Origin of the sequence: Actinocrinis sp. (assembly GCF_035946395.1) — a bacterium.
Taxonomy (GTDB): Bacteria; Actinomycetota; Actinomycetes; order Streptomycetales; family Catenulisporaceae; genus Actinocrinis.
The window spans coordinates 1-25,635 of sequence record NZ_DASYZI010000061.1; the positions used below are offsets into that span (position 1 = coordinate 1).

Genomic DNA, 25,635 nt, shown 5'->3' on the forward strand with positions numbered 1-25,635 from the left:
CCGTCTGTGACGGTTGGTCCGGACCGTGATGGACCGTCACGGTCGGTCGTGATCTGCACTTTTATCACTCAGGTGGGGTCCGCACGGTACGATACCGACCGCAAGCGCGAAGCTGCGCGCGTTCCGGTGTGCCCGCCGCGCCGCAACGGCTCCGCCAGGGCACTGAAATCCCCGAGCAAGCGCTTGCTGCCAAGAAGTAGCCCAGCGAGGAGACCACTGCTGTGAAGAGCGCCGTCGAGACCCTCGACCCCACGCGGGTCCGGCTCACCGTCGAGGTTCCCTTCGCCGAGCTGAAGCCCAGCCTCGACACGGCGTACAAGAAGATCGCCGAACAGGTGACCGTCCCGGGCTTCCGCAAGGGGAAGGTGCCGCCGCGCGTCATCGACCAGCGCATCGGCCGCGGCGCCGTGCTGGAGGAGGCGATCAACACCGCGCTGCCCGACCTCTACACCCAGGCGATCACCGAGAACAAGATCGAGGTGGTCGGCCGCCCCGAGGTCGAGGTCACCGAGTTCGCCGACGGCGAGCAGCTGAAGTTCACCGCCGAGGTGGACGTGCGCCCCGAGTTCGACCTGCCCGAGTACAAGGGCGTCTCGGTCGAGGTGGAGGACGTCGAGCTCGCCGATTCGAACATCGACGAGCAGGTCGAGGCGCTGCGCAAGCGCTTCGGCACGCTCAGCGGCGTGGAGCGCGCGGTGGAGTCCGGCGACTTCGTGACGGTCGACCTGGTCGCCGTGATCGACGGCGAGGAGCTGGAGGACGGCACCGCCTCGGGCGTCTCCTACGAGGTCGGCTCGAACAGCATGGTGGACGGTCTGGACGAGGCGATCATCGGCAAGAGCGCCGGCGAGGTCGCGCAGTTCGTCTCCAAGCTGGTCGGCGGCTCCCGCGCGGGCGAGGAGGCCGACATCACGGTCACCGTCGGCGCGGTCAAGGCCCGCGAGCTGCCCGAGCTCGACGACGAGTTCGCCCAGCTGGCCAGCGAGTTCGACACCCTTGAGGAACTGCGCGCGGACATCCGCGGTCGGCTTGAGCGGGCCAAGCGGTTCGAGCAGGGCGCGCAGGCGCGGGACAAGGTGCTTGAGTCCGTGCTCGAAAAGGTGGAACTCCCGCTGCCGGTCAAGGCCGTCGAGGCGGAGATCGAGTGGCGCAACGAGCAGCTCGACCAGCAGATCTCGCAGGCCGGGATGACCCGTGAGGGCTTCCTGCGGTTGCAGGGCCAGGACGCCGACACCTTCGCCGCCGACGTGGAGAAGCAGGTGCGCGACGGTATGAAGGCGCAGTTCGTCCTCGACCGGCTGGCCGACCAGGAGCAGCTGAGCGTCAACCAGGCCGAGCTGACCCAGCACCTGATCCGGCGCGCCTCCGGCTCCGGGCTGAGCGCGGACCAGTTCGCCAAGCAGGTGGTCGACTCCGGGCAGGTGCCCGCGCTGGTCGGCGAGGTGCGCCGGGGCAAGGCGCTACAGCTGATCCTGGAGAACGCCGAAATCAAGGACGCCTCCGGCAACCCGGTCGACCTCTCGCTGCTCGACGAGGCCCCGGAACTCGGCGACGGCCCGGACGCCTACGGCCGCGAGCTCGGCGACGAGCACTACGGACACGACCACGCGTAAGGGGTACGGCCGTCCTTTGGTCTGAGGCCGGCCACAGCAGGAACGCCTATAGCGAACAAGCGGCCCTAATCCGTCGTCACCTCGGTGGCACGGGTTAGGGTCGCTTTCAGTAGACGAAGTCTTCCGATGCCCTTCCGAAGCGAGACAGGTGGATGACGTGACGAATTCTTACTCGGACGGAGCCCTCCGGATGGCGGGACTGGACAGCCCCGGGGGGCTCAACGACCAGGTGTTCAACCGGCTGCTGCGCAACCGGATCGTCTTCCTCGGCTCCATGGTGGACGACGACATCGCCAACACCCTGTGCGCCCAGCTGCTGCTGCTGAACGCGGAGGACCCTGAGAAGGACATCTGGTTCTACATCAACTCCCCGGGCGGCTCGGTCAGCGCCGGCCTGGCGATCTACGACACGATGCAGCTGATCTCCAACGACGTGGCCACCGTCGCGCTGGGCATGGCCGCCTCGATGGGCCAGTTCCTGCTGACGGCGGGTGCCAGCGGCAAGCGCTACGCCCTGCCGAACGCGGAGATCCTGCTGCACCAGGGCTCCGCCGGGCTCGGCGGCTCCGCGTCGGACATCAAGATCCAGGCCGAGCGGCTGCTGCGCAGCAAGCGGCGGATGATCGAGCTGACCGCGCTGCACACGGGGCAGCCCCAGGAGAAGATCGAGAAGGACTCGGACCGCGACCACTGGTTCTCCGCCGAGGACGCCAAGGAGTACGGCCTGATCGACGACATCTTCACCTCGGCCGCGCACCCGTCCAACCAGCAGAACGCCTCCTGACCGCGCCCGACGAGACGACAAGGAACCGATCGTTATGTCACAGAGCCCGTCGAGCCAGTCGCCCGCGCTGCGGCACGAGGCCCGGTACGTCCTTCCGCACTTCATCGAGCGCACCAGCCAGGGCATCCGCGAGTACGACCCGTACGCCAAGTTGTTCGAGGAGCGGATCATCTTCCTCGGCGTCCAGATCGACGACGCCTCGGCGAACGACGTGATGGCGCAGCTGCTGACGCTGGAGTCGATGGACCCGGACCGGGACATCACCATCTACATCAACTCCCCGGGCGGCTCGTTCACCGCGCTGACCGCGATCTACGACACGATGCAGTTCGTCAAGCCGGACATCGTCACCGTCTGCATCGGCCAGGCCGCCTCCGCCGCCGCGGTGATCCTCGGCGCGGGCACCAAGGGCAAGCGGCTCGCGCTGCCCAACGCGCGGATCCTGATCCACCAGCCCTACACCGAGACCGGCCGCGCGGACCTCAACGACCTGGAGATCCAGGCCAACGAGATCCTGCGGATGCGCACGATGCTTGAGCAGCTGCTCGCCCGGCACACCGGCCGCACCGAGGAGCAGGTGCGCGAGGACATCGAGCGGGACAAGATCCTGACGGCGCAACAGTCGCTGGACTACGGCCTGATCGACCAGGTGATCAGCAGCCGGCTCGAAGGCATGATCAGGCCGTCGGCGACGGCCTGAGGGGGCGTTTGAGAGGGGAGGGTCGGATCAGGGCGCGGCGCATGGCGCGTGCGATCGCAAGGCGGAGGGTCGTGTCCATACTGGTGGTATGGGCACGGCCCGACAACGCGGCGAGCGTGCGTGGCAGGCGCCGCGACCCCTGGCCCCACCTCTCGAACACCCCCTGAGCACTGCCGGGAACGGGGGCACGGTGGGAGCGTCCTGATGCTCGCCGCACCGCGCCGTACAGAGACGACGCCGTCCTGCCCCCGTTCCCGCCGCGAAAGCGGTACCGTCTTCAATTGAGGGCTTTTTCGGCCCCGCCGGGCCGGGCGCGTCCGGCGTCGAGGCGAAGGAGATCCACCCCGTGCCACGCATCGGTGAGGGCGACCTGCTCAAGTGCTCCTTCTGCGGGAAGAGCCAGAAGCAGGTCAAGAAGCTGATCGCCGGACCCGGCGTGTACATCTGCGACGAGTGCATCGACCTGTGCAACGAGATCATCGAGGAGGAGCTGGCCGGCTCCGCCGAGCACAGGTGGTCCGAGCTGCCCAAGCCGCGGGAGATCTACGACTTCCTCGACCAGTACGTGATCGGCCAGGACGCCGCGAAGAAGGCGCTGTCCGTGGCTGTCTACAACCACTACAAGCGGGTGCAGGCCGGGGACACCGGGCGTTCGAACCGCGACGAGTCGGTCGAGCTGGCCAAGTCCAACATCCTGCTGCTCGGCCCGACCGGCTCCGGCAAGACCTTCTTGGCGCAGACCCTCGCCCGGATGCTCGACGTGCCGTTCGCCATCGCCGACGCGACCGCGCTGACCGAGGCCGGCTACGTCGGCGAGGACGTCGAGAACATCCTGCTGCGCCTGATCCAGGCCGCCGACTTCGACGTGAAGAAGGCCGAGACCGGCATCATCTACATCGACGAGGTCGACAAGATCGCCCGCAAGAGCGAGAATCCGTCGATCACCCGGGACGTCTCCGGCGAGGGCGTGCAGCAGGCGCTGCTGAAGATACTGGAGGGCACCATCGCCGCGGTGCCCCCGCAGGGCGGCCGCAAGCACCCGCACCAGGAGTTCATCCAGATCGACACGACGAACGTGCTGTTCATCGTGGGCGGGGCGTTCGCCGGGCTGGAGAAGATCATCCAGAGCCGGATCGGCAGGCAGGGCATCGGCTTCGGCGCGCAGCTGCGCAGCCGGGCCGAACTGGACGCGCAGGACGTCTTCGGCGAGGTGATGCCGGACGACCTGATCAAGTTCGGCATGATCCCGGAGTTCATCGGCCGCCTTCCGGTGATCACCAGCGTGGAGAGCCCGGACCGCGACGCGCTGCGCCGCATCCTGGTCGAGCCGAAGAACGCGCTGCTGCGCCAGTACCAGCACCTGATGGCGCTGGACGGGGTCGAGCTCGAATTCTCCGACGACGCCATCGAGGCCATCGCCGACCTGGCCATCCTGCGCGGCACCGGGGCGCGCGGCCTGCGCGCGATCATGGAGGAGGTGCTGCTCTCGGTGATGTACGAGGTGCCCTCCCGCCGTGACGTGGCACAGGTGCAGATCACTGCGGAGTCGGTGAAGGAACACGCGAACCCGACCCTCGTGCCGCGTGACTCGCCGCACCGCGCGTCGCAGAACCGCCCTCCGCGCGAGAAGTCCGCCTGAGCGGTACTACGTTCCGCGGCGGTTCCTACTTCTCTGCGGCGTTACGCACGTCCAGCACGTAAGGAAGCACGTTGCTCTGCGTTACCGACGGCAGGAAGTAGATCCAGCCGAACGTGCTGTCGTCCACCCACTCGCAGACCCGGTAGTCGGTCCCGTCGAGCGCGAGCCTGCCGCACAGCAGCGCGCCGCCGAGCGGGCCGGGCGGCTCGGTCTTCACGTCCGTCATCTTCGCGCCGCGGGCGATCTGACGTGCCATCGCGGCGTCGCCGAGCGCGCTTACCGAGTCCTTGAAGGCCGGGATGCCGGTGGTGTTCTCGGCGAGCATCCAGACGCGGTACGAGCTCTCCGAGCCGATCGTGTAGAACCCGATCTGCGGGTTCGAATAGGCGGCGTTGCCGGCCAGGCTCGTCTTTATGTGCGTTATCCGCTGTGCCGTGTCGGCGTTGCTCAGCAGACGCAGCGGCCCGGCGCTCGCCGGCACGGTCACGGTGTGCGGAGTCTGCGGTGGGGTTGAAGTGGACGCGGCGTCCGCTGAACTGGTACCGACGGCGGTCGGCGTGCTCTTACCAGAACCGGAACCGGTCGCGGCCATGCCTGCCGCTATTCCGGCCGCGATTCCGATCGCGATGACGCCGAGCACCGTGAAGACGCTGGTGCGCCGCCACTTCGGCGGTTTCGGCGCGGAAGGCGGGAAGTACGGGCCGCCATATCCGCCCTGTCCGCCATATCCACCTTGCCCGCCCTGCCCGTCGTACTGCCCCCACTGCTGGCTGTAAGCCTGCTGCTGTTGCGGCTCACCCGATGGCGGCGCGCCCCATGACATGTCGTCAAACCCCCAGTTGTGTCGGTGAATACCACCAAGCGACAACACCGGCGATACAGCGTATCCGGATCATGCCGATAATGGGGCCAGACCGCTTCGCGCGATCCGTACAATCGGAGCGTGACCGATACCGCTTCCCCTCAGCGCAAGGGCGACCTCGCGGACGCCGCCGCCACCCTGCCGACGCAATACGCGCCCGCGCAGGTAGAGGAGAAGCTGTACGAGCGCTGGGTACGGGCCGGCTACTTCGAGGCCGACGCCAAGAGCGACCGTCCCCCGCACACCATCGTGATCCCGCCGCCGAACGTGAACGGCTCGCTGCACATCGGCCATGCCCTCGACATGACCTTGCAGGACGCGATCACCCGCCGCAAGCGGATGCAGGGCTTCGAAGCGCTGTGGCTGCCCGGCATGGACCACGCGGGCATCGCGACGCAGAACGCGGTGGAGAAGGAGATCGCGAAGGAGGGCCTCTCCCGGCACGACCTCGGCCGTGAGGCCTTCGTGGAGCGGGTGTGGCAGTGGAAGGGCGAGTACGGCGGCCGGATCCTCAACCAGATGCGGCGGCTCGGCGCGTCCGTGGACTGGACCCGTGAGCGGTTCACCTTCGACGAGGGCCTGTCCCGCGCGGTGCAGACCATCTTCAAGCGGCTCTACGACGATGATCTGATTTATCGCGCCGAACGGATCATCAACTGGTGTCCGCGCTGTATGACCGCGCTCTCCGACATCGAGGTGGACCACCACGAGGACGAGGGCGAGCTGGTCTCCATCCGTTACGGCGACGACGCGCAGTCGATCGTGGTGGCGACGACGCGGGCCGAGACGATGCTCGGTGACACGGCCGTGGCCGTGCACCCCGACGACGAGCGTTACAAGCACCTGGTGGGCACCGAGATCGAGATCCCGTTCACCGGCCGCCGGGTGCCGATCGTGGCCGACCGGCATGTGGACCCGGAGTTCGGCACCGGTGCGGTGAAGGTGACTCCGGCGCACGACCCGAACGACTTCGAGATCGGCCAGCGGCACGGCCTGCCCTCGCTGCTGATCATGGACGAGCGCGGCACGATCACCGCGCACGGCCCGTTCCAGGGCCTGGACCGCTTCGAGGCGCGGCCCGCGGTGGTGGCCGCGTTGCGCGAAGAGGGCCGGGTCGTGGCCGAGAAGCGGCCGTACCTGCACGCGGTGGGCCACTGCTCGCGCTGCGACACCGTGGTGGAGCCGCGTCTGTCGCTCCAGTGGTGGGTGAAGGTGGGCCCGCTGGCCGCCGAGGCGTCCGCCGCCGTGCGCGACGGCCGGGTGCGCATCCACCCGAAGGAACTGGAACCGCGGTACTTCGCCTGGACCGACAACCTGCTGGACTGGTGCATCTCCCGGCAGTTGTGGTGGGGTCACCGCATCCCGGTGTGGTACGGCCCGAACGGCGAGATGGTGTGCGTGGGCCCGGACGAGGAGCCGCCGGGCGACGGCTGGATCCAGGACCCGGACGTGCTCGACACCTGGTTCTCCTCCGGCCTGTGGCCCTTCTCCACGCTCGGCTGGCCGGACGACACCGAGGATCTGCGCAAGTTCTACCCGACCAGCGTGCTGGTGACCGGCTACGACATCCTGTTCTTCTGGGTCGTGCGGATGATGCTGTTCGGCCTGTACGCGATGAAGGACCGCGGACCGGCGCAGTCGGTGCCCTTCCGGACCGTGTCGCTGCACGGTCTGGTGCGCGACAAGTTCGGCCGCAAGATGTCGAAGTCGCGCGGCAACGGCGTGGACCCGCTGGAGTGGATGGACGCCTACGGCTCCGACGCGGTGCGCTTCACGCTGGCTCGTGGCGCGAACCCCGGTGCGGATCTGGCCACCAGCGAGGAGTGGGCGCAGGGTTCGCGCAACTTCTGCAACAAGATCTGGAACGCGACCCGCTTCGCGCTGATGAACGGCGCAGCCCCGGCCGCGCCGCCGGCCCGCGAGGCGCTGAACGCGGCCGACCGGTGGATCCTGTCCCGGCTGACCGCGGTGACCGCCGAGGTCGACGCGTACATGGAGGACTACCAGCACGCCAAGGCCTGCGAGGCGCTGTACCACTTCGCCTGGGACGAGGTGTTCGACTGGTACGTGGAGTTGGCCAAGGGCCCGCTCGCCCGCGGCGGCGCCGAGGCCGACACCACGCGCGCCGTGCTCGGCCACGTGCTGGATGTGACGCTGCGTCTGCTGCACCCGTACATCCCCTACGTGACCGAGGAGCTGTGGCTCGCCCTGCACGCGGGCGGTGAGTCGGACGGTGAGTCCAGCGGCGAATCCGGCAGCGCATCGATCGTGGTGGCCGCCTGGCCGACCGCTGACGGGTCGCGGCGCGACCCCGAGGCCGAGGCCGAGATCGCCGCGCTCCAGCAGGCGGTGACCGAGGTGCGCCGCTTCCGGGCGGACCAGGGCCTGAAGGTGGGCCAGAAGGTGGCCGCGACGGTGACCCTCGCGGGCCGCCTGGCCGCGCACGAGGCCGAGATCCGCTCGCTGGCCCGGCTGACCGAGCCCGCCGAGGGCTTCGCGCCCACCGCGACCCTCCAGACCGCGCAGGCGACCGTGCAGCTCGACCTGTCCGGTGTCATCGACGTGGCGGCCGAACGCGCCCGGCTGGCCAAGGACCTGGCGGCGGCCCGGAAGGAGATCGCCGGCGCCGAGGCGAAGCTCGGCAACGAGGGCTTCCTGGGCAAGGCCCCCGAGGCGGTGGTGGAGAAGATCCGGACGAGGCTCACTGAGGCGCAGGCCGACGTCGTGCGGATCAGCTCTCAGCTCGCCGCGCTGCCCGAGAGCTAGCCGTTCTCATGGTCATTGGTCCGCTTGCCGACGCCACGTCGTAGCTACGTCGCAGTCGCCGGCTCCGGGCGGTCGCTATGAGGGATCAAGGATGTTCTCCCGGTGTGCGGAGGGAACATCCTTGCCGTCAACGACCCTCCCTTGGGGGTCGGTAACCCACAGCTATGTTCGTCATCGCCGGTTTGGCGTATTCGGCTTGCTGCTTTCGATCGCACGGCGTTACTCCGGACGGTGAGTTGTGCGCGGCGTGGCCGTTGACTCGACATATTCTTCCGAGCATTCGTGTGCGGTGCTGGAAATCGCCTGATTGACAACGAGCCGCTGACGGCATCGCACTTCTCGCTGCTGGTTGACAAGTTTCGTCGCGCCCTGTGCGTACCGGGCATATAGTTCGCCATTGACGCAGTCCCATGTCCTGTTCGGACGGTGATCGCGGGTGTCTCCGATATGTGTGCAGAGTCAGGGATTCCGTCGGCTGCTAAGGGATCCAGGGCCACCGGTGCCCCGCGTCGACGGTCACTTTGAGTATTCGTGGTCGGCGGCGCGTACCGGCCGCGGAACGTGCCGGACGATCTTCGTTAACCATGGCGTCGACGGTAATCCCCCCGAATGGCGCAACATGGTGCCCACCCCGGGCGGCGGCCAAACCTGACTTTCGTTTCAACCCGACTGCGGATTTGACCGGGGAGAGGGTTGGTGAGACGCTTGAAGCCCGCGCACCTGTCGTTTTGCGTCGGAGGAAGCCAGTGGGCCGCAGCGCTTGCACGGCCGCATTCGAGTCGGCGAGGGCTCCATCAGCCCGGCTCGGTGCCCGACCGGGCACCCCTCCAGCCGCCCACACACGGCACCCGCCCCGCACGACGACACGGCGCGATATGACCTCACGTGACACGGCACACCAGACGCCGTGTCGGTCACTCAGCGTGGAGGACCCTGGAATGGCTAAGGCGCTACTCGGACACATCGGGGGGACGGACCCGCGGATGGTCGCCGAGATGCGGAGGCTACAGCAGCGAGTTCGAGACCTGGAGGACCAACTCGTACGAGTACAGGCCGAGAACGACTCGCTGGCTGCCGTCGTCCACAGCGCATCTCTGGACCACGAGCTGTTCGCCTCATCCGTTTCCGAGCGGGAGCCCGCGCTGACCTGATCGGACTCTCCGGCGACCCGGAGCACCGGCCCGACACCGACGGCACCCGAAACCGTGAAGGGACGCGATTCGCGTCCCTTCTCCGCATTTCCAGGCCGCCGCACCGTCCGCACTCACGCTGCTTCCACGCGTGCATCCGGCCCGAGCGGGTACCCGCCGCCGGTACGACTTTCCCCGGCTCTTCGCCGACTCGAACAATCGCGACATCTTCGCCGGGTACGCTCAACTGATACGTTCTTCCGCTCTGGTTGCCGCTAGGGGGTGTTTGAGAGGTGGGGCCGGGGTCGCGACGCCTGCCGCTTACGCTCGCCGCGTTGTCGGACCGCCCCCAGACAACCAGTCTGCGGGCGGTCCTGCGCCTTGCGATCGCACGCGCCGGACGCCGCGCCCTGATCCGACTCCACGCCTCAAACACCCCCTAGGACTTCGACCGACGTGTACCTGAAGAGCATGACCCTGCGGGGCTTCAAGTCGTTCGCCTCCGCGACGACCCTGCGTTTCGAGCCAGGGATCACCTGCGTCGTCGGACCCAACGGCTCGGGCAAGTCCAACGTGGTCGACGCGCTGGCCTGGGTCATGGGGGAGCAGGGCGCCAAGTCGCTGCGCGGCGGCAAGATGGAGGACGTGATCTTCGCGGGCACCGCGGGGCGCCCGCCGCTCGGCCGGGCCGAGGTCACCCTCACCATCGACAACACCGACGGCGCCCTGCCGATCGACTACACCGAGGTCACCATCTCGCGGATCATGTTCCGCAACGGGGGCTCGGAGTACGCGATCAACGGCTCGGCCTGCCGGCTGCTCGACATCCAGGAACTGCTCTCCGACTCCGGCATCGGCCGGGAGATGCACGTGATCGTCGGGCAGGGCCAGCTCGACGCGGTGCTCCAGGCCGGCCCCGAGGAGCGCCGCGCCTTCATCGAGGAGGCCGCCGGGGTCCTCAAGCACCGCAAGCGCAAGGAGAAGGCGCTGCGCAAGCTGGACGCGATGCAGGCCAACCTCACCCGGATCACCGACTTGACCACCGAGCTGCGCCGCCAGCTCAAGCCGCTGGGCCGGCAGGCCGAGGTGGCCCGCCGGGCCGCGGTGATCCAGGCCGACCTGCGCGACGCCCGGCTGCGGCTGCTCGCCGACGACCTGACCGAGCTGCGTACCGCGTACGAGAAGGAGACCGCGGACGACACGGCGGTCCGTGAACTGCGCGCACACCTCGAACGCGAGTACGCCGAGAGCCAGGCCCGCGAGACCGAGCTCGAACACGAGGTCCAGGACCTGGTGCCGCACCTGGCCGCCGCGCAGGAGGCCTGGTACCGACTCTCTTCGCTGCGCGAGCGGCTGCGCGGCACCGCGCAACTGGCTGGCGAGCGGGTGCGCAACCTCACCGCGCTGGCTCAGGGCGCCGACGCGAACGAGCGGCGCGGCCGCGACCCCGAGGACATGGAGCGCGAGGCCCAGCGCATCCGCGAGCAGGAGGAGGCGATCGCCGAGGAGATCGCCGAAGCGCAGCGGGTGCTGGCCGACGCGGTGCGCCGCCGCGGCGAGTCGGAGAACGCGCTGGCCGTCGAGGAGAAGCGGCTGGCCGCCGCGGTGCGCTCGGCCGCCGACCGCCGGGAGAACCTGGCGAAGCTGGCCGGCCGGGTCGGCGCGGTCAAGTCCCGCTCCGGCGCCGCGCAGGCCGAGATCGACCGCTTGCAGGCCGCGCACGACGAGGCACGCGGCCGGGCCGCCGCCGTGCAGCGCGAGTACGACCTGCTCAAGGCCGAGGTCGAGGGCATCGACGGCGGCGACGGCCTGGACGCCGAGGTCGAGGCGGCCACCGAAGCCGTGGCGACCGCCGAGGACGCGCTGACCGCGCTGCGCGCCGCCGAACGTGACGCCGAGCGGGAACGTGCCGCGATGGCCGCGCGCAAGGAAGCACTCGAACTCGGCCTGAACCGCAAGGACGGCGCCGGTGCGCTGCTGGCCGCCACCGACCAGCTCTCGGGCCTGCTCGGATCGGTCGCCGCGATACTGACCATCGCGCAGGGCGCCGAAGCCGCCGTCGCCGCGGCGCTCGGACTGGCCGCCGACGCGGTCGCGGTCTCCTCCGCGGACGCCGCGGTCAACGCCATCCGGCTGCTCAAGACCGAGGACAAGGGACGCGCGGCGATCATCGTCGGCGGCGCCCCGGGCGACGATCGCTTCGGCGAATGGCCCGAGCTGCCGCCCTACGCGAAGTACATGGTCGATCTGGTCACCGTGCCCGACGAGATGAAGCCGTCGCTGCGTCGCCTGCTGCGCGGCACGGCGATAGTGGACGATCTCGGCGAGGCGTCCGCGCTCATCGCGGCGCACCCCGACCTGGTCGCGGTGACCCGGGACGGCGACGTGCTCGGCCGGCACATCGCGCACGGCGGCTCGTCCTCCGCGCCGTCGCTGCTGGAAGTGCAGGCCGCCGTCGATGAAGCCGCCGAGAAGCTGCTCGCCGCCGGGGAGCGGGCCCGCCGGCTGCGCGGCGAGCTCGAAGAAGCCACTGGGGGCCAGCGCGCCGCGAAGCAGGCCCTTGACGCGCTGCTCGCGCAGCGCCGGGCCGCCGACGCGCAGAAGGCCTCGGTCGCGCAGCAGCTCGGCCGGCTCGGCGGGCAGGCCCGGGCCGCGCTCGGCGAGGTCGAGCGGTACGTCAAGTCCATCGAGACCGCCGAGTCCGCCCGGGAGAAGGACCAGCAGACCCTCGCCGACCTGGAGCTCCAGCACGAGGAGGCGGTCGCCGCCGCCGAGGCGCTGGAAGAGGACTTCGACCTGGCGCCGGACGGCCGCGACGACCTCGCCGCGCAGGCCACCGCCGCGCGTGCGGCCGAGATGGAAGCCCGTCTCGCGGTGCGCACCGGCGAGGAGCGGGCCCGGTCGCTGGCCGGGCGTGCCGATGCTCTGGACCGCAACGCACGCCAGGAGCGCGAGGCCCGCGAGCGCGCCGCAGAGCGGCAGGGCCGTGCGTCGCGTCAGGCGGACGTCGCACGGGCCGTGGCTTCCGGGGCCAAGCAGACGCTTGCCTGCCTGGAGGTCTCGCTGGCGCGGGCCGGCGCCGAACGTGAGGCCGCGGAGCGCGACCGGGCCGAGCGCGAGGCCGCGTTGCAGATCCTGCGTGGCCGGGTGCGTGAGCTGGCGACCGAACTGGAGAAGCTGACCGACTCGGTGCACCGCGACGAGGTCGCCCGAGCCGAGAAGCGCATGCGTATCGAACAGCTCGAAACGCGCACGATGGAGGAGTTCGGCGTCACCGTCGAGGCGCTGCTCGACGAGTACGGACCCGACAAGCCGGTACCGCCGGCCGCGGCCGCCATCACGGCGTCTCATCTGGGAGCGGGCGACAACCCGGACGACCCGCGCAACAAGCCGGTCAAGTTCGTGCGCGCCGAGCAGGAGAAGCGGCTGCGGCAGGCGGAGAAGGACTACGCGGCCCTCGGCAAGGTCAACCCGCTGGCGCTGGAGGAGTTCGCGGCGCTCGAAGAACGCTACAAGTTCCTCAACGAGCAGCTTGAGGACCTGAAGAAGACCCGGATCGACCTGCTCCAGGTGGTCAAGGAGGTCGACGAGCGGGTACAGCAGGTCTTCGCCGAGGCCTACGCCGACACCGCCCGCGAGTTCGAGGGCGTATTCGCGCGGCTGTTCCCGGGCGGCGAGGGCCGGCTTTACCTGACCGACCCCGACGACATGCTGACCACCGGCATCGAGGTCGAGGCCCGGCCGCCGGGCAAGAAGGTCAAGCGGCTCTCGCTGCTCTCTGGCGGCGAGCGCTCGCTGACGGCCGTGGCGCTGCTGGTGGCCATCTTCAAGGCGCGCCCCTCGCCGTTCTACGTGATGGACGAGGTCGAGGCGGCGCTCGACGACACCAACCTACAGCGGCTGATCCGGATCTTCGAGGAACTGCGCGAGTCCTCGCAGCTGATCGTGATCACGCACCAGAAGCGCACGATGGAGGTCGCGGACGCGCTCTACGGCGTCTCGATGCGCGGCGACGGCATCACGACGGTCATCTCGCAGAAGCTGCGCGACACGGCCGCGGCGTAAGCCGCAGCGGCGAAAGTCGGATCTGCCGATCTGTCCATCCCGACCGGTATGCTCCGGACGCACCACGCAGAGGAGGCGTCAACAGGGGGAACCGTGCCGGAAAAGATCACGAACAGCGCCATCGGGACAACAGGTGCCATCAGAACACTGCCGGGCGTCGAACCGGACGTCGTCGCGGCGTTCGTCGCGGCGCTGACGTCCGCGTCCGAACGCCTGGGCGGCATCTCGTCGAGCCTTGAGGCGGCCCGTGTCCACGACCGGGCCTTCGGCAAGCTGATCGACGCCGCCAAGGTCCGCGACGCCTACCACGAGCGGCTGCCCGCGACGGAGCGCAACCTCGCCGAGGCCCGCGACGTCATCGAGCACTTCCTCGCCGAGTTCACCGGCGGCCGGACCGGCGCCGAAACCCGCGGCGAGGCCGCGTGAACCAGCATCAGTGGCTTCACTGGGCGCACCACTACGACCGGGCGTGTGAGCACCCGGAGGAATATCGGGGCCACGTCCGCGAACCGATCGACGAGGCCGCCCTCGCGCAGATCGGCCGCAGGCACCTCTCGCGCATCCACATCCCGAGCATCCCGATCCCCGGCATCGGCACCCTCGAAAAGAAGCTGATCTTCTTCGTCTGTGACCACACCGGCGCGCCGAACCCCTTTCACGCGCTGGAGCGGCTCACCGGTGACGGCGTCGAGCTCCAGCGGGCCGAGCGCGCGTGGGAGGCCGCGCATCAGGACGTGGAGGCCGCGGCGGCGGCCATCCGGGCCGGCGGCGAACCGCTGCGCGCGGCGTGGCAGGGCGCGCGGGCCGAGCGGTTCGGCGTGGCTGTGGACAGTTACCTCGAAGGACTCGACGCACTCGCCGGTTGCATTCGGACGACCGGGGAATGCCTGAAGGCGATCCGCAGCGAGGCGCAGCTCGCCGAGGGCACCATCCAGATGCTCATCAACCTGCTGCTCGGCTCGCTGGGCGGCCTCGTCGTGGCCGAGTTGATGACCGCCGGAACGGTGACCCCACTGGCCGCGGCGCAGGTGCAGTTGGAGCTGGCGTACGTGGCGAAGAAGATCGCCACGATCGGCGGCAAGCTCAACGCGCTCTACTCGGACATCATCAAGGTCCTCGACGCGGTGCGTGGCTTCAAACAGCTGGAGGCGATGCGCTTCGTGTTCGACCTCGTGCCCGGCGGGACGGCCCTACTGTGACGCGCTCCGGGGCCGATGGCAGCGGCCACCCCGCGCCACTTGAGAGAATGGCTCCATGGAGACTGTGATCATCGTCATCGCCGCCGTGCTCGCCGTGGCGGTGATCGGGGTACTTGCCGCCTACCTGGTGCGCAATGTGCCGTCGCGCCGTGCTCTGCCGCGCGCCGAGGAATCCGCCCCACCGGCGGCCGAACGCGCCGCCGCCCCGGCCCCAGTCTCCGCTGCCGAATCCGGCGCCGTCGCCACACATCCCGCACCTGAGACGGCGACCGCCACCGGACCCGCTCCCGCCCCGGCGCGCCCCCTTGAGGTACCCGAGCCGAGCGCCGGTCGCCTCGTGCGGCTACGCGGCCGACTCGCTCACTCGAACAGCGCGGTCGGCAAGGGCCTGCTCGCCCTGCTGTCCCGGGACAAGCTCGACGACGCGACCTGGCAGGAGATCGAAGACCTGCTGTTGACCAGCGACATCGGCGTCGCGCCGACCCAGGAACTGGTCGAGCGCCTGCGTACGCGCGTACGCGTCCTCGGCTCGCGAAAGCCCGAGGAACTGCGCAACCTGCTGCGCGAGGAACTGCTCACTCTCGTCGGCCCGGACATCGACCGCACCGTCCGCTCGCTGCGCTCCGACGGCCAGGGCCCGGCGGTCGTGATGGTCGTCGGCGTGAACGGCGTCGGCAAGACCACCACGACCGGCAAGCTTGCCCGAGTCCTGATCGCCGACGGCCGCAGCGTCGTGCTCGGCGCCGCGGACACCTTCCGCGCCGCCGCCGCCGACCAGTTGCAGACGTGGGGCGAGCGGGTCGGCGCGACGACCGTGCGTGGACCGGAGGGCGCGGACCCGGCGTCGGTGGCCTTCGACGCGGTCCGGCAGGCCAAGGCGAGCGGCGTGGACACCGCGCTGATCGACACGGCCGGCCGGCTGCACACCAAGGTCGGGCTGATGGACGAGCTCGGCAAGGTCAAGCGGGTCGTGGAGAAGCACGGCCCGGTCGACGAGGTCCTGCTCGTCCTCGACGCGACCACCGGCCAGAACGGCATGGTCCAGGCGCGCGTCTTCCGCGAGGTCGTCGACATCACCGGCATCGTGCTGACCAAACTCGACGGCAGCGCGAAGGGCGGTATCGTCGTCGCCGTGCAACGCGAACTCGGCGTCCCGGTCAAGCTGGTCGGCCTCGGCGAAGGCGCCGACGACCTCGCGCCCTTCGAGCCCGCCGCGTTCGTCGACGCGCTCATCGACCAGTAACGGCAGCGGCGGCTGGTGTCCTGTGCCGGACGTCCGGTACATGAGAAATCGGTCATCCGCGCCCGGCTGGCAAGGCGCCGCAGCGCCCGAAAACTCGGTTGTTTGAGGGCGCTGCTGTTTGAGGGCACTGCGGTAACGCAGCCAGGTGGACTGTGTTTGGTGAACCGCGCGGGGCCGGCTTCTGCGGCGGACTTCCGGCGCGGGACACCAGTATCCGGCCGCGCTGCTTCGCTCGCGTCTTCACTGACCCGGTACTTCTCTCAGGGCGAGCCGGATCAGGGGGCGGCTGCGAACCGTGGTCAGGAACGGATCGTCGTCGGGTGAGTCCTCCCACTGACGGCTCGTCACTTGCTGGATGTCGACTTCCCGGCCGAGGGTCGTCCGGGCTTTGCGCGCCACGGCGTAGAGCTCATCGTCGTCGGCATCCCCGATGACCAGGACGTCGACGTCTCGGGGGACGGCGCCCGGCTCGCCCTGGTATCGGGCCGCCCAAGAGCCGTGAATGTACGCTTGCTCAACGCCATTGAGGTCACGCAACGACTTGGTGAGCACAGGCAGGGGTCCGTAGGTTATGGCGAGCAGGTCGGTAAGCGGTCGAGCGATCGAGGTGTTGCCTGCCGCTCGCAGAAGGCGTAACCGGCCGTGCCGCCGCTCGCTCACCAGACCGGCGTCTGCCAGCACCGTGGCCTCGCGACTGACCGTGGACTGCGAGGTACCGACGAGACGGGCCAGGTCGGTGGTGGAGTACTCGGCCTCCGGGTGCAGGAAGAGCCAGGCCAGCAGCTCCCCGTGGGTCTGCGACCTCAGCAGGGGCAGCAGGAGCGGGGGCGACTCTTTCATGACACGCATAATGTCATGCAGGTGTTGGCTAGCGGGGGAGTGGCGAGGCGGCCAGGGCGCGGTAGGGGACGAGGGCGAGGGCGCCTAGCACGACGTGTGCCGTCGGCAGCACGGGGCGCGGCGTCCCGGGAGGCCGCAGCCAGTAACGGCCGGTCGGCATGGTCGGCCGGAACGGCTCGGACTGGTCGAGCGCGCGGGGCAGTTCGAAGGCGGCGCCCCGGCCGATCAGGACGGGGCCGGTGTTCCGATCGATCAGGGCGCTCAGCGGCGCCGCGGAGTCCGCCCGCACCAGGAAGCCGATGCGGCCCGACGAACGTGCGCCCGCCGACACCCAGGCACCCGCGCCCAGGCCGCTTCCCGGTCCCGCGACCGAGTCGATCGTGACCGGGCCGAGCTCCACGCCGAGCCGGTCCAGGCGGGCGAGCGCGTTGCGCCCGGCCGAAGCGTCCGCCTCGATCACGTCGAAGGCCTCGCCGCAGGCCGCGAGGATGGGTGCGTCGGGCAGCCGGGACCAAGTGGCGAAGACCTGCTCAAGGTCGGTGGTCGCCGGGATCGCGGCACTCGGGGCGACCGGCCAGCCCCAGGCCGCGTAACGCAGCGCGGTCGACCGGCCGACCACGGCCGTCACCGACCTGCCGGCCCGCCTCGGGCGGTCGGCCCGCTCCGTCCGCTCCGCCCTGTCGGCACCCGGCTTGTCAGCGTTCGAACTGTTTTTGCCCTGGTTCGGGGCCGTGTCCGCCCGCGGGTCGGCAGCCGGTCTCAGGCGGCCGGCCTGGTGCGGCAGGAGGGTGCCCAGGGTGCCCAGCTGGCCTCGGCCACGCATCGTCGTCACGCCTTTCTCAACTGTGACGCCCCCATCAGGTTACTGCCGCCCGTCCCCCGCCCCGTTCGCTCACCGGAATGAGTGATGGCGGACAGCCTCCTGCATATTGAACATAGTCGTCGAGGGGGTACGGCGCGCCGGAGCTCGGGTGGCGAATCCTGGCGCATTTGCAGATTCGCCTGCGGACGCCGCATTCCAGCCGTTACTTTCAGCTCACTACCGGCGACACTACGCATTGAAGGGCGCGGCGCGGTGCCTGAGCGTCTCCCGAACGAACTGTTCGCCTCCTGGTTCGTCCGCAGCGGGTGGTCGAAGGGCGAGGTTGCCCGCCTGGTGAACCGCAGGGCGCGTGACCTCGGCGCCACGCACGTCGCCACCGACACCTCCCGCGTGCGCCGCTGGCTCGACGGCGAGCAGCCGCGCGATCCGATCCCGCGCATCCTGACCGAGCTGTTCAGCGAGCGGTTCGGCTGCGTCGTCACGCTCAGCGATCTCGGGCTGCGCGAGCCGGCCAGCCCGATCGCCGGGACGCTCACCGACCTGCCCTGGTCGGCGGAGCGCACCGCCGAGCTGCTCGCCGAATTCTGTCGCAGCGACTTGATACTGGGACGGCGCGGGGCCGGCGGAGCGCCGCCGCTCGCCGCCGGTGCGGCGCTGGTCGAGCCGGTCAAGCGGTGGCTGCTGCCCGCTCCGGCGGTGCGCCCGGCGGCGGTCGACGGCGGCGCCGCGGTGATGGCGCGGGTACGGATGGGGCGCACCGCGATCCTGGTCGAGCAGCTGGAGGAGGCCGCGCGCACGTTCCGCGAGTGGGACGCCGCGGTCGGCGGCGGGATCCGCCGCGCCGCCGTGGTCGGGCAGCTCTACGAGGTGGCCGAGGTGCTGCGCCAGGCCCCCGAGGTGGTGCAGCCCCGGCTGTTCCGGGTCGCGGCGCAGCTCGGCCTGCTGGCCGGCGAGATGGCGCAGGACTGCGGATTACAGGCCACCGCGCAGCGCTACCAGATCCTCGCGCTGCACAGCGCGAAGGAGGCGGGGGACCGGTCGCTGGCGGCCGGGATCCTGACCGCGATGGGGCGCCAGCTCATCGCGCTGAACCGGGCCCAGGACGCGCTCGAACTGCTGGCCGTCGGGCGGGCCGGCGCGCGCGGCGAGCTCGAACCGCTGGTCTGCGCCGCGGCCGACGCGGTGGAGGCGCGCGCCTGCGGCGCGCTGGTCCGGGCGGGCAAAGTCCGCGCACGAGTTGGCGCGTGCACAGGACCACGGCCCCGAATGGCTGTCCGGCTACACGGCTGCGGCCCTGCGCGCTGAACTCGGCCAGGCCCTGCGCGACCTGGCCGGCCGTGTTCCGACCGCGGCCGCCGAGGCCGCGACCGAGTTCGAGACGGCCGTCCTGCTGTACGAGCGCGAGGGCACCGGACGGCTGCGCGGGCACGTCAACGCACTGATCGGCGTGGCCGACGCGCGTACCCTGCTCGCCGACGCCGCCGGCGCGTCCGAGGCGCTGCGCGCCGCGTGCACGCTCGCCGTCAGGTTACGGTCCCGACACACAGAGGAGCGGCTGCGCGAGGTGGTCTCGCGCGCCCGGCAGCGTTTCCCGCGCGATCCCGCGCTGCGCGAACTGACTGATCGCCTCCGTGACCCGGTGCCGGGAGCCGTCCCGATACCGGTCGCCGCCTTACCAGTTCAGGCGTTCACAAGGACGTAACCAGTTTGAGCAATCCGTCACGTCAGTGAAACATCACGCGAAGTGAGCGGTAACGGCTCGCCGCGATGGTTCTGCGCAACGACAACGGCGTCGACCCATGAACAGTCGGCCCGTGAGGTCGGCACCCTTTGCGCTACCAACACACGCGATCTTTTCACCTTTCACTGACACGACCTGTATCGGTCCGGCCGGCACAGTGCTCCGGCATTGGGCCCGGACCGTCGGGCGGGCCTCGCGAAGGAACGTGACGATGCCAACTCTTGACTCAGGTAACACCGCGTGGGTGCTGGCCAGTTCGGCGCTCGTGCTGCTGATGACTCCCGGTCTGGCCTTCTTCTACGGCGGCATGGTGCGCGCGAAGAGCGTGCTGAACATGCTGATGATGAACTTCATCTGTATCGCGGTGGTCACCGTCGCGTGGGTGCTGTACGGATGGTCGGTCTCGTTCGGTAACGCGAATGACGCGAACGGCAGCGGGTTCTGGGGAGGCCTCACGCAGTGGGGGATGCACAGCATCCAGACCGGCGTGACCTCGGGGCACCCGGGCATCTACGGCTCGACCGGTGTGCCGCTGTTCGCGGTCGCGTGCTTCCAGCTGATGTTCGCGATCATCACCCCGGCGCTGATCTCCGGCGCCATCGCCGACCGCACCAAGTTCGTCGGCTGGACCGTGTACGTGGTCGGCTGGGTGACGCTCATCTACTTCCCGGTGGCGCACTGGGTGTTCTCGCCCAACGGCTTCATCAACGCCAAGCTGCACGTGATGGACTTCGCCGGCGGCACCGCGGTGCACATCAACGCCGGTGCGGGCGCGCTGGCCTGCGCGCTGGTGATCGGCAGGCGGGTCGGGTTCCAGCGGGACCCGATGCGGCCGCACAACGTGCCGTTCGTGATGCTCGGCGCCGCGCTGCTGTGGTTCGGCTGGTTCGGGTTCAACGCCGGCTCCGCGCTGACCGCCTCCGGCCAGGCCTCGGTGGTCTTCCTCAACACCCAGGTGGCCACCTGCACGGCGGTCATCGGCTGGCTGGCCGCGGAGAAGATCCAGCACGGCAAGTTCACCACCGTCGGCGCGGCCTCCGGCGCGGTGGCCGGCCTGGTCGCGATCACCCCGGCCTGTGCCTCGGTCTCCCCGCTCGGCGCGATCTTCGTCGGGCTGATCCCCGGGTTCGTCTGCTGCTACGCGGTGAACCTGAAGAACCGGTTCAACTACGACGACTCCCTCGACGTGGTCGGCGTGCACTTGGTCGGCGGTATCCTCGGCACCCTGCTGATCGGCCTCTTCGCCGACCCGATCGAGGTGGGCGGGTACACCAACGGCGCACGCGAGGGCCTGTTCTACGGCGGCGGGCTCGACCAGCTGTGGGCGCAGGCCGAGGGCGCCGGAATCGTCTTCGCCTACTCGTTCCTGGTCTCGCTGATCCTGGCCTTCGCGTTGCACAAGACGATCGGGCTGCGGGTGAGCGAGGAGGCTGAGGTCATCGGCGTGGACCAGACCGAGCACGCCGAGACCGCGTACGACTGGGGCGGCCTCAGCGGCGCCCTGCACCGCGCGGCGGTGAGCGTCGCCGCCGTGACCGCCCCGGCGGCGCAGTCGCCTGCCGCCGCCCCGTCCCCCGATGAGAAGGTCGAGGCCTAGATGAAGCTCATCACCGCGATCATCAAGCCGTACAAGCTCGACGAGGTCAAGAACGCGTTGCAGGCCTTCGGCGTGCACGGGCTCACCGTGACCGAGGCCTCCGGCTACGGCCGGCAGCGCGGCCACACCGAGGTCTACCGCGGCGCCGAGTACACGATCGACCTGGTGCCGAAGGTCAAGCTGGACCTGCTGGTCGAGGACCACGACGTCGAGACGCTCATCGACGTCATCGCCAAGGCCGCGCAGACCGGCAAGATCGGCGACGGCAAGGTGTGGGTCACCCCGGTCGAGTCCGTGGTGCGCGTGCGCACCGGCGAGCGGGGGGCCGACGCGCTCTAGCCACCGAGCCGGTGACGGTCGGTCGTGACAGGACGCGGGCGGAGACTGCATCAGGGGTCTCCGCCCGCTTCGTGAGGAGCAGGGGCATGGGATACGCCGAGCGGCGCGGCGAGCTGATCGCCTCCGGACTGCGCGGATCGAAGCTGCGCAGCGCCTTGTCGCAGGCGGCCGACACGTGGCTCGCGCAGCTGCTGGAGGCCGCCGTCGAGCACGCTCCCGCCTCCGGTATCGCGCTGGTCGCCGTCGGCGGCTACGGCCGCGGGGAGCTGTCCCCGGGCAGCGATCTCGACGTGGTGCTGCTGCACGACGGCTCCCGCAAGCCCGCGCGGATCGCCTCGATCGCCGACGCGATCTGGTACCCGGTCTGGGACGCGAAGATCAAGCTCGACCACTCGGTGCGGACCGTCGCCGAGGCGCGCTCGCTCGCCCGCGAGGATCTGGCCGTGGCGCTGGGCCTGCTGACGGCGCGTCACGTGATCGGCGACCCGGCGCTGACCGCCGAACTGCGCACGGTCGCGCTCGCCGACTGGCGGGCGAGGGCGGCCAAGCGGCTGCCCGAGGTCGAGGCGGTGCGCGCGCAGCGGCTCGAACTGCACGGCGAGCTGGCCTACCGTCTTGAGGGCGACCTGAAGGAGGCCATCGGCGGCCTGCGGGACGCCCACGCCCTCACCGCGATCTCGGCTTCCTGGCTCGCCGATATCCCGCACGGCGAGCCGGAGGCGGCGCGTGCGCGCCTGCTCGACGTGCGCGACGCCCTGCACATCGTCACCGGCCGCTCCGCAGACCGGCTGCTCCTTCAGGAGCAGGACGAGGTCGCGGCGCAGCTCGACATGGCCGGCGGCGCCGACGAACTGCTAGGCGCGGTGACCGACGCCGCGCGCACCATCGCATACGCCTGCGACCTCGCGTGGCGGCGGATCGACCAGGTCCTGGCCGAGCGCACCCGCTCCGGCCGCCGCAGCGGCACCGCGCAGCGCACGCCGCTGGCCGACGGCGTCGTCGAGGCGGACGGCGAGGCGGCGCTCGCGCTGGCAGCCGATCCGTCCCGCGATCCCGTCCTGCTGCTGCGTGCCGCCGCCGCGGCGGCGACCGCCGGGCTGCCGCTGGCACCGACCGCGCTGCGCCGCTTGGCCGAGGACGCCGCGCCGCTGCCGACGCCCTGGCCGCGCGCCGCGCGTGAGGAGTTCGTGCGGTTGCTCGGCGCCGGACCCGGTCTCGTGCCGGTGTGGGAGGCGCTGGACCGCACCTCGCTGCTCAGCCGGCTGCTGCCGGAGTGGGAGCGGACCAGGTCCCTGCCACAGCGCAACGCGTTGCACATCCACACGGTCGACCGGCACTGCGTGCAGACGGCGGTGCAGGCGGCCGCGCGCGCCAGGCGCGTCGCCCGGCCGGACCTGCTGCTCGTCGCAGCGGTCTGCCACGACCTCGGCAAGGGCCTGACGGACGATCAGGGCGCGCCGATCGACCACAGCGAAGCCGGCGCCGGACTGGTCGCGGATCTCGCGCCCCGCCTCGGTTTCAACGCCGCCGACTCGGCTGTCCTCGCCGCGCTCGTCCGCCATCACCTGCTGCTCGCGCAGCTCGCCGTCAACCGTGATCCACAGGACCCTGCGACGCTCGACGCGTTGCTGGCGGCGGCGGACGTGCCCGGCGGTTCCGTCGGCCCGGCCGAGTTCGTCGCCCTGCTGCACGCCCTGACCGAGGCCGATTCGGAGGCCACCGGCCCAGCCGTGTGGAGCCGTTGGCGGGCGGCCCTGCTGTCAGGGCTCGCCGATCGTGCTCGTGCCCGGCTGCGCGGCCAGGCTCCGTCGGCCGCTCCGGCCTTCGACGGCTCGGCGCTCGCTGCCCGCGCTGTCACGTCCCCGGACCGGCTGGCCGTCGTCGCGCTGGCCCCGGGCGCGGCGGGTGTCGCAAGGCTCGACATCGCGCTGCCGGACCAGATCGGCGTACTGGCGACGGTCGCGGGCGTACTGAGCCTGCGGCATGTACGCATCCTCGCCGCGGAGGTGGAGACCGTCGTATTCCCTGTCCGCAGTGCCAGCAGTGTTGGCAGCGCCGCCGGCGCGGACGGTGCCGAACCTGCCGGTGAACCGTGGGCCGTGCAGCGCTGGACCGTCGCCGCGCAGTACGGCGAACTGCCCGACATCGCGCGCCTGCGCACCGACCTGCGTGCCGCCCTCGCCGGGCGGCTCGACCTGGCCGCCCGGGTAGCCTCCCGAGAAGCAGAACACCGCCCGGTCGGCGGCCGGTCCTGGCCTGCGGTGCCGCCGACCGTCTCCGTGCTCGACGACGCCTCCGCGGTGGCGACCGTGATCGAGGTACGGGCGAGTGACACCCCTGGTCTGCTGCACCAGGTCGCGGCCGCCCTCGCGCAGTCGGGGGCTGATATCGCCACCGCGCGAGTCGCGACCCTCGGCGCCGAGGCGATCGACGTGTTCTACGTCACCGACGCCCAGGGCGATCCGCTGACCGCGCAACGCGCCGAGCAGGTCGCAGAGCACGTACGCGCGAGTCTGATTCTGTAAAGACAGTACGCGCACCTCTCGCCGGCAGCCGCTTGTGCACGGCGCTATGGCCAGCTCAGTCCCCGTTTACCAAAATCAAGATTTGTACAGTGCTTCACTGTGCGTTCATGCCTCTGGCTCCAGGCGTGGATACCGTCGCCGAGGCTCGTGAAAGCCGAGTCGGCCTGCCGTCCTGCCAGGAGGTGTTCCGTGGAGCCCATCGTTTCCGCAGCTGACGCCGCTGTCGCATCCACGTCCGACAGCGCGTTCAGCCGCCGCTCCGCCCTGCGCGCCGTCGCGGTCGGCGGCGCGCTCGCCGCTGCTCCGGTCGCCATTGCCGCACCGGCTGCCGCATCCGTGAGCACGCTGGGCGCGTCGAGCGAATCCGCTGTCCCTGCGGCCGCTCCCGTGTTGTGGCGCCAGCCGGAGAAGTTCGGCGCGCCGCCGGTGGATGGCCTGCACCTCACCTTCGGCAGCGACCCGTCGCGTCAGATGTACGTCTCCTGGTCCACCGTCACGCCGATCTCGAAGCCGCGGGTGCGTTACGGCACCCCTGACGACGGTTACGGCCGCGAGGCGCAAGCTGAGACGCGCACCTACATCGACGCGGCGAGTAACCGCGAGGTCTACGTCCATCACGCGTTCCTGCGTGACCTACGTCCTGATACGACGTACATCTACGCGGCGTTCGGTGAGGGCGTGCTGCCCGACGCGGGTACCTTCCGCACCGCTCCGACCGGCCGCGTGCCGTTCACGTTCACCAGCTTCGGCGATCAGTCGGTGCCCACGGTCTCCTGGCTGCCCGGTGCGAGCGCCGGCGCCTACAGCTCAGGCATCAGCGGACTGGCCTCGCCCACCTCGGCCGACATCGTGCACGGCATCGAGCAGGTCCAGCCGCTGTTCCACCTGCTCAACGGGGACCTCTGCTACGCGAACATCTCCGACGACCGGGTGCGCACCTGGAACTCGTTCTTCGCCAACAACACCCGTTCGACGCGCTACCGGCCGTGGATGCCCGCCGCCGGCAACCACGAGAACGAGAAGGGCAACGGCCCGATCGGGTACCAGGCCTACCTCACCCGGTTCGCGCTGCCCACCAACGGCTCCGCCGACTGGAACGGCCTGTGGTATGCGTTCACCGCCGGCAGCGTCCGGGTGATCGTGCTACAGAACGACGAGGTGGCCCTTCAGGACGGCGGCGACTCGTACGTCAGCGGATACAGCAACGGCGAGCAGCGCGCGTGGCTGGAGTCGCAGCTGGCGGCGGCGCGTTCGTCCCGGCAGATCGACTGGGTCGTGGTCTGCATGCACCAGGTGATGATCAGCACCTCCGACGCCAACGGCTCCGACCTGGGCATCCGGCAGGCCTGGGGCCCGCTCTTCGACCAGTACGAGGTCGACCTGGTGCTGTGCGGCCACGAGCACGACTACGAGCGCTCGCTCGCAGTGCGCGGCACGGTGCCCGGCTCCGAGACGCTGACCCCGAACCCGGTCTCCGCCGCCACCGACGACATCGACACCTCCCAGGGCACCGTGCACATGGTCCTCGGCGGCGGCGGCACCAACTCGCCGACGAACGGGAAGTTCTTCACCGACGGCACCGGCAAGGTCATCACCGCGGTCGGCGCGGTCGGCTCCAACGGCAAGAAGACCCCGACCTACGTCTTCGAACAGGCGATCTGGTCCGCCTTCCGCGACCTGACCCACCCCTACGGCTTCGCGGCCTTCGACGTCGACCCCGGCAGCAAGCCCGGCGGCCAGACCTCGATCCGGGTCACCTACTACACGGT

Annotated in this window: 19 protein-coding genes; 16 read left to right on the forward strand and 3 right to left on the reverse strand. The window is 70.3% G+C overall.

Annotated elements, in window-relative coordinates:
* The first annotated feature begins 221 nt into the window (after positions 1 to 221).
* From tig to clpX, 4 genes are all read left to right on the forward strand, one after another.
* Positions 222 to 1,613, forward strand: a complete 1,392-nt coding sequence (tig, locus tag VGS97_RS04050; RefSeq protein WP_326851814.1) for a trigger factor — start codon at positions 222 to 224, stop codon at positions 1,611 to 1,613.
* 190 nt (positions 1,614 to 1,803) lie between these two features.
* Positions 1,804 to 2,397 carry an ATP-dependent Clp protease proteolytic subunit gene (locus VGS97_RS04055; protein WP_326851815.1) on the forward strand — a complete coding sequence of 198 codons (594 nt, stop codon included), beginning with the start codon at positions 1,804 to 1,806 and terminating at the stop codon, positions 2,395 to 2,397.
* Positions 2,398 to 2,431: 34 nt separating this feature from the next.
* Positions 2,432 to 3,097, forward strand: coding sequence for an ATP-dependent Clp protease proteolytic subunit (locus tag VGS97_RS04060; protein ID WP_326851816.1), 666 nt, complete (start codon positions 2,432 to 2,434; stop codon positions 3,095 to 3,097).
* Positions 3,098 to 3,443: 346 nt separating this feature from the next.
* The gene (gene clpX, locus VGS97_RS04065; protein ID WP_326851817.1) at positions 3,444 to 4,736 is read left to right on the forward strand and encodes an ATP-dependent Clp protease ATP-binding subunit ClpX; all 1,293 of its coding nucleotides are present in this window, start codon (positions 3,444 to 3,446) and stop codon (positions 4,734 to 4,736) included.
* Between the two features lie 25 nt (positions 4,737 to 4,761).
* Here clpX and VGS97_RS04070 read toward each other — a convergent pair whose 3' ends face one another.
* The gene (locus tag VGS97_RS04070; RefSeq protein WP_326851818.1) at positions 4,762 to 5,559 is read right to left on the reverse strand and encodes a hypothetical protein; all 798 of its coding nucleotides are present in this window, start codon (positions 5,557 to 5,559) and stop codon (positions 4,762 to 4,764) included.
* Between the two features lie 120 nt (positions 5,560 to 5,679).
* Between VGS97_RS04070 and VGS97_RS04075 the strand changes: the two genes are divergently transcribed.
* The 6 genes from VGS97_RS04075 to ftsY all read left to right on the forward strand — a co-directional run bounded on the left by VGS97_RS04075 (position 5,680) and on the right by ftsY (position 16,001).
* The gene (locus VGS97_RS04075) at positions 5,680 to 8,364 is read left to right on the forward strand and encodes a valine--tRNA ligase (RefSeq protein ID WP_326851820.1); all 2,685 of its coding nucleotides are present in this window, start codon (positions 5,680 to 5,682) and stop codon (positions 8,362 to 8,364) included.
* A 938-nt stretch (positions 8,365 to 9,302) separates the two neighbouring features.
* Positions 9,303 to 9,515, forward strand: a complete 213-nt coding sequence (locus VGS97_RS04080; RefSeq protein WP_326851821.1) for a hypothetical protein — start codon at positions 9,303 to 9,305, stop codon at positions 9,513 to 9,515.
* Between the two features lie 435 nt (positions 9,516 to 9,950).
* Positions 9,951 to 13,559, forward strand: coding sequence for a chromosome segregation protein SMC (gene smc / locus VGS97_RS04085; RefSeq protein WP_326851822.1), 3,609 nt, complete (start codon positions 9,951 to 9,953; stop codon positions 13,557 to 13,559).
* Positions 13,560 to 13,652: 93 nt separating this feature from the next.
* The gene (locus tag VGS97_RS04090) at positions 13,653 to 13,985 is read left to right on the forward strand and encodes a hypothetical protein (RefSeq protein WP_326851823.1); all 333 of its coding nucleotides are present in this window, start codon (positions 13,653 to 13,655) and stop codon (positions 13,983 to 13,985) included.
* Positions 13,982 to 14,758 carry a hypothetical protein gene (locus tag VGS97_RS04095; RefSeq protein WP_326851824.1) on the forward strand — a complete coding sequence of 259 codons (777 nt, stop codon included), beginning with the start codon at positions 13,982 to 13,984 and terminating at the stop codon, positions 14,756 to 14,758. Before VGS97_RS04090 ends, VGS97_RS04095 begins: the two co-directional genes overlap by 4 nt.
* A gap of 55 nt (positions 14,759 to 14,813) precedes the next feature.
* Positions 14,814 to 16,001 carry a signal recognition particle-docking protein FtsY gene (gene ftsY, locus VGS97_RS04100; RefSeq protein ID WP_326851825.1) on the forward strand — a complete coding sequence of 396 codons (1,188 nt, stop codon included), beginning with the start codon at positions 14,814 to 14,816 and terminating at the stop codon, positions 15,999 to 16,001.
* A 240-nt stretch (positions 16,002 to 16,241) separates the two neighbouring features.
* Here ftsY and VGS97_RS04105 read toward each other — a convergent pair whose 3' ends face one another.
* Together VGS97_RS04105 and VGS97_RS04110 are read right to left on the reverse strand one after the other, a co-directional pair.
* Positions 16,242 to 16,841, reverse strand: coding sequence for a helix-turn-helix domain-containing protein (locus VGS97_RS04105; protein WP_326851826.1), 600 nt, complete (start codon positions 16,839 to 16,841; stop codon positions 16,242 to 16,244).
* A 28-nt stretch (positions 16,842 to 16,869) separates the two neighbouring features.
* On the reverse strand, positions 16,870 to 17,664 hold the full coding sequence (locus VGS97_RS04110; protein WP_326851833.1) for a bifunctional DNA primase/polymerase: 795 nt from the start codon (positions 17,662 to 17,664) through the stop codon (positions 16,870 to 16,872).
* 252 nt (positions 17,665 to 17,916) lie between these two features.
* Between VGS97_RS04110 and VGS97_RS04115 the strand changes: the two genes are divergently transcribed.
* From VGS97_RS04115 to VGS97_RS04140, 6 genes are all read left to right on the forward strand, one after another.
* Complete coding sequence (locus tag VGS97_RS04115) at positions 17,917 to 18,969, forward strand: hypothetical protein (RefSeq protein WP_326851827.1); 1,053 nt, start codon at positions 17,917 to 17,919, stop codon at positions 18,967 to 18,969.
* A complete protein-coding gene (locus tag VGS97_RS04120; RefSeq protein WP_326851828.1) occupies positions 18,902 to 19,366 on the forward strand; it encodes a hypothetical protein in 465 nt (154 codons plus the stop codon). The genes VGS97_RS04115 and VGS97_RS04120 overlap by 68 nt, the downstream gene beginning before the upstream one ends.
* A gap of 250 nt (positions 19,367 to 19,616) precedes the next feature.
* A complete protein-coding gene (locus tag VGS97_RS04125; protein ID WP_326851829.1) occupies positions 19,617 to 21,002 on the forward strand; it encodes an ammonium transporter in 1,386 nt (461 codons plus the stop codon).
* Positions 21,003 to 21,341 carry a P-II family nitrogen regulator gene (locus VGS97_RS04130; RefSeq protein ID WP_326851830.1) on the forward strand — a complete coding sequence of 113 codons (339 nt, stop codon included), beginning with the start codon at positions 21,003 to 21,005 and terminating at the stop codon, positions 21,339 to 21,341.
* An 86-nt stretch (positions 21,342 to 21,427) separates the two neighbouring features.
* Positions 21,428 to 23,866: a [protein-PII] uridylyltransferase gene (locus tag VGS97_RS04135; RefSeq protein WP_326851831.1), complete on the forward strand. Its 2,439-nt coding sequence runs from the start codon at positions 21,428 to 21,430 to the stop codon at positions 23,864 to 23,866.
* 189 nt (positions 23,867 to 24,055) lie between these two features.
* The coding region (locus VGS97_RS04140; RefSeq protein WP_326851832.1) for a metallophosphoesterase family protein at positions 24,056 to 25,635 on the forward strand (1,580 nt) is incomplete at its 3' end.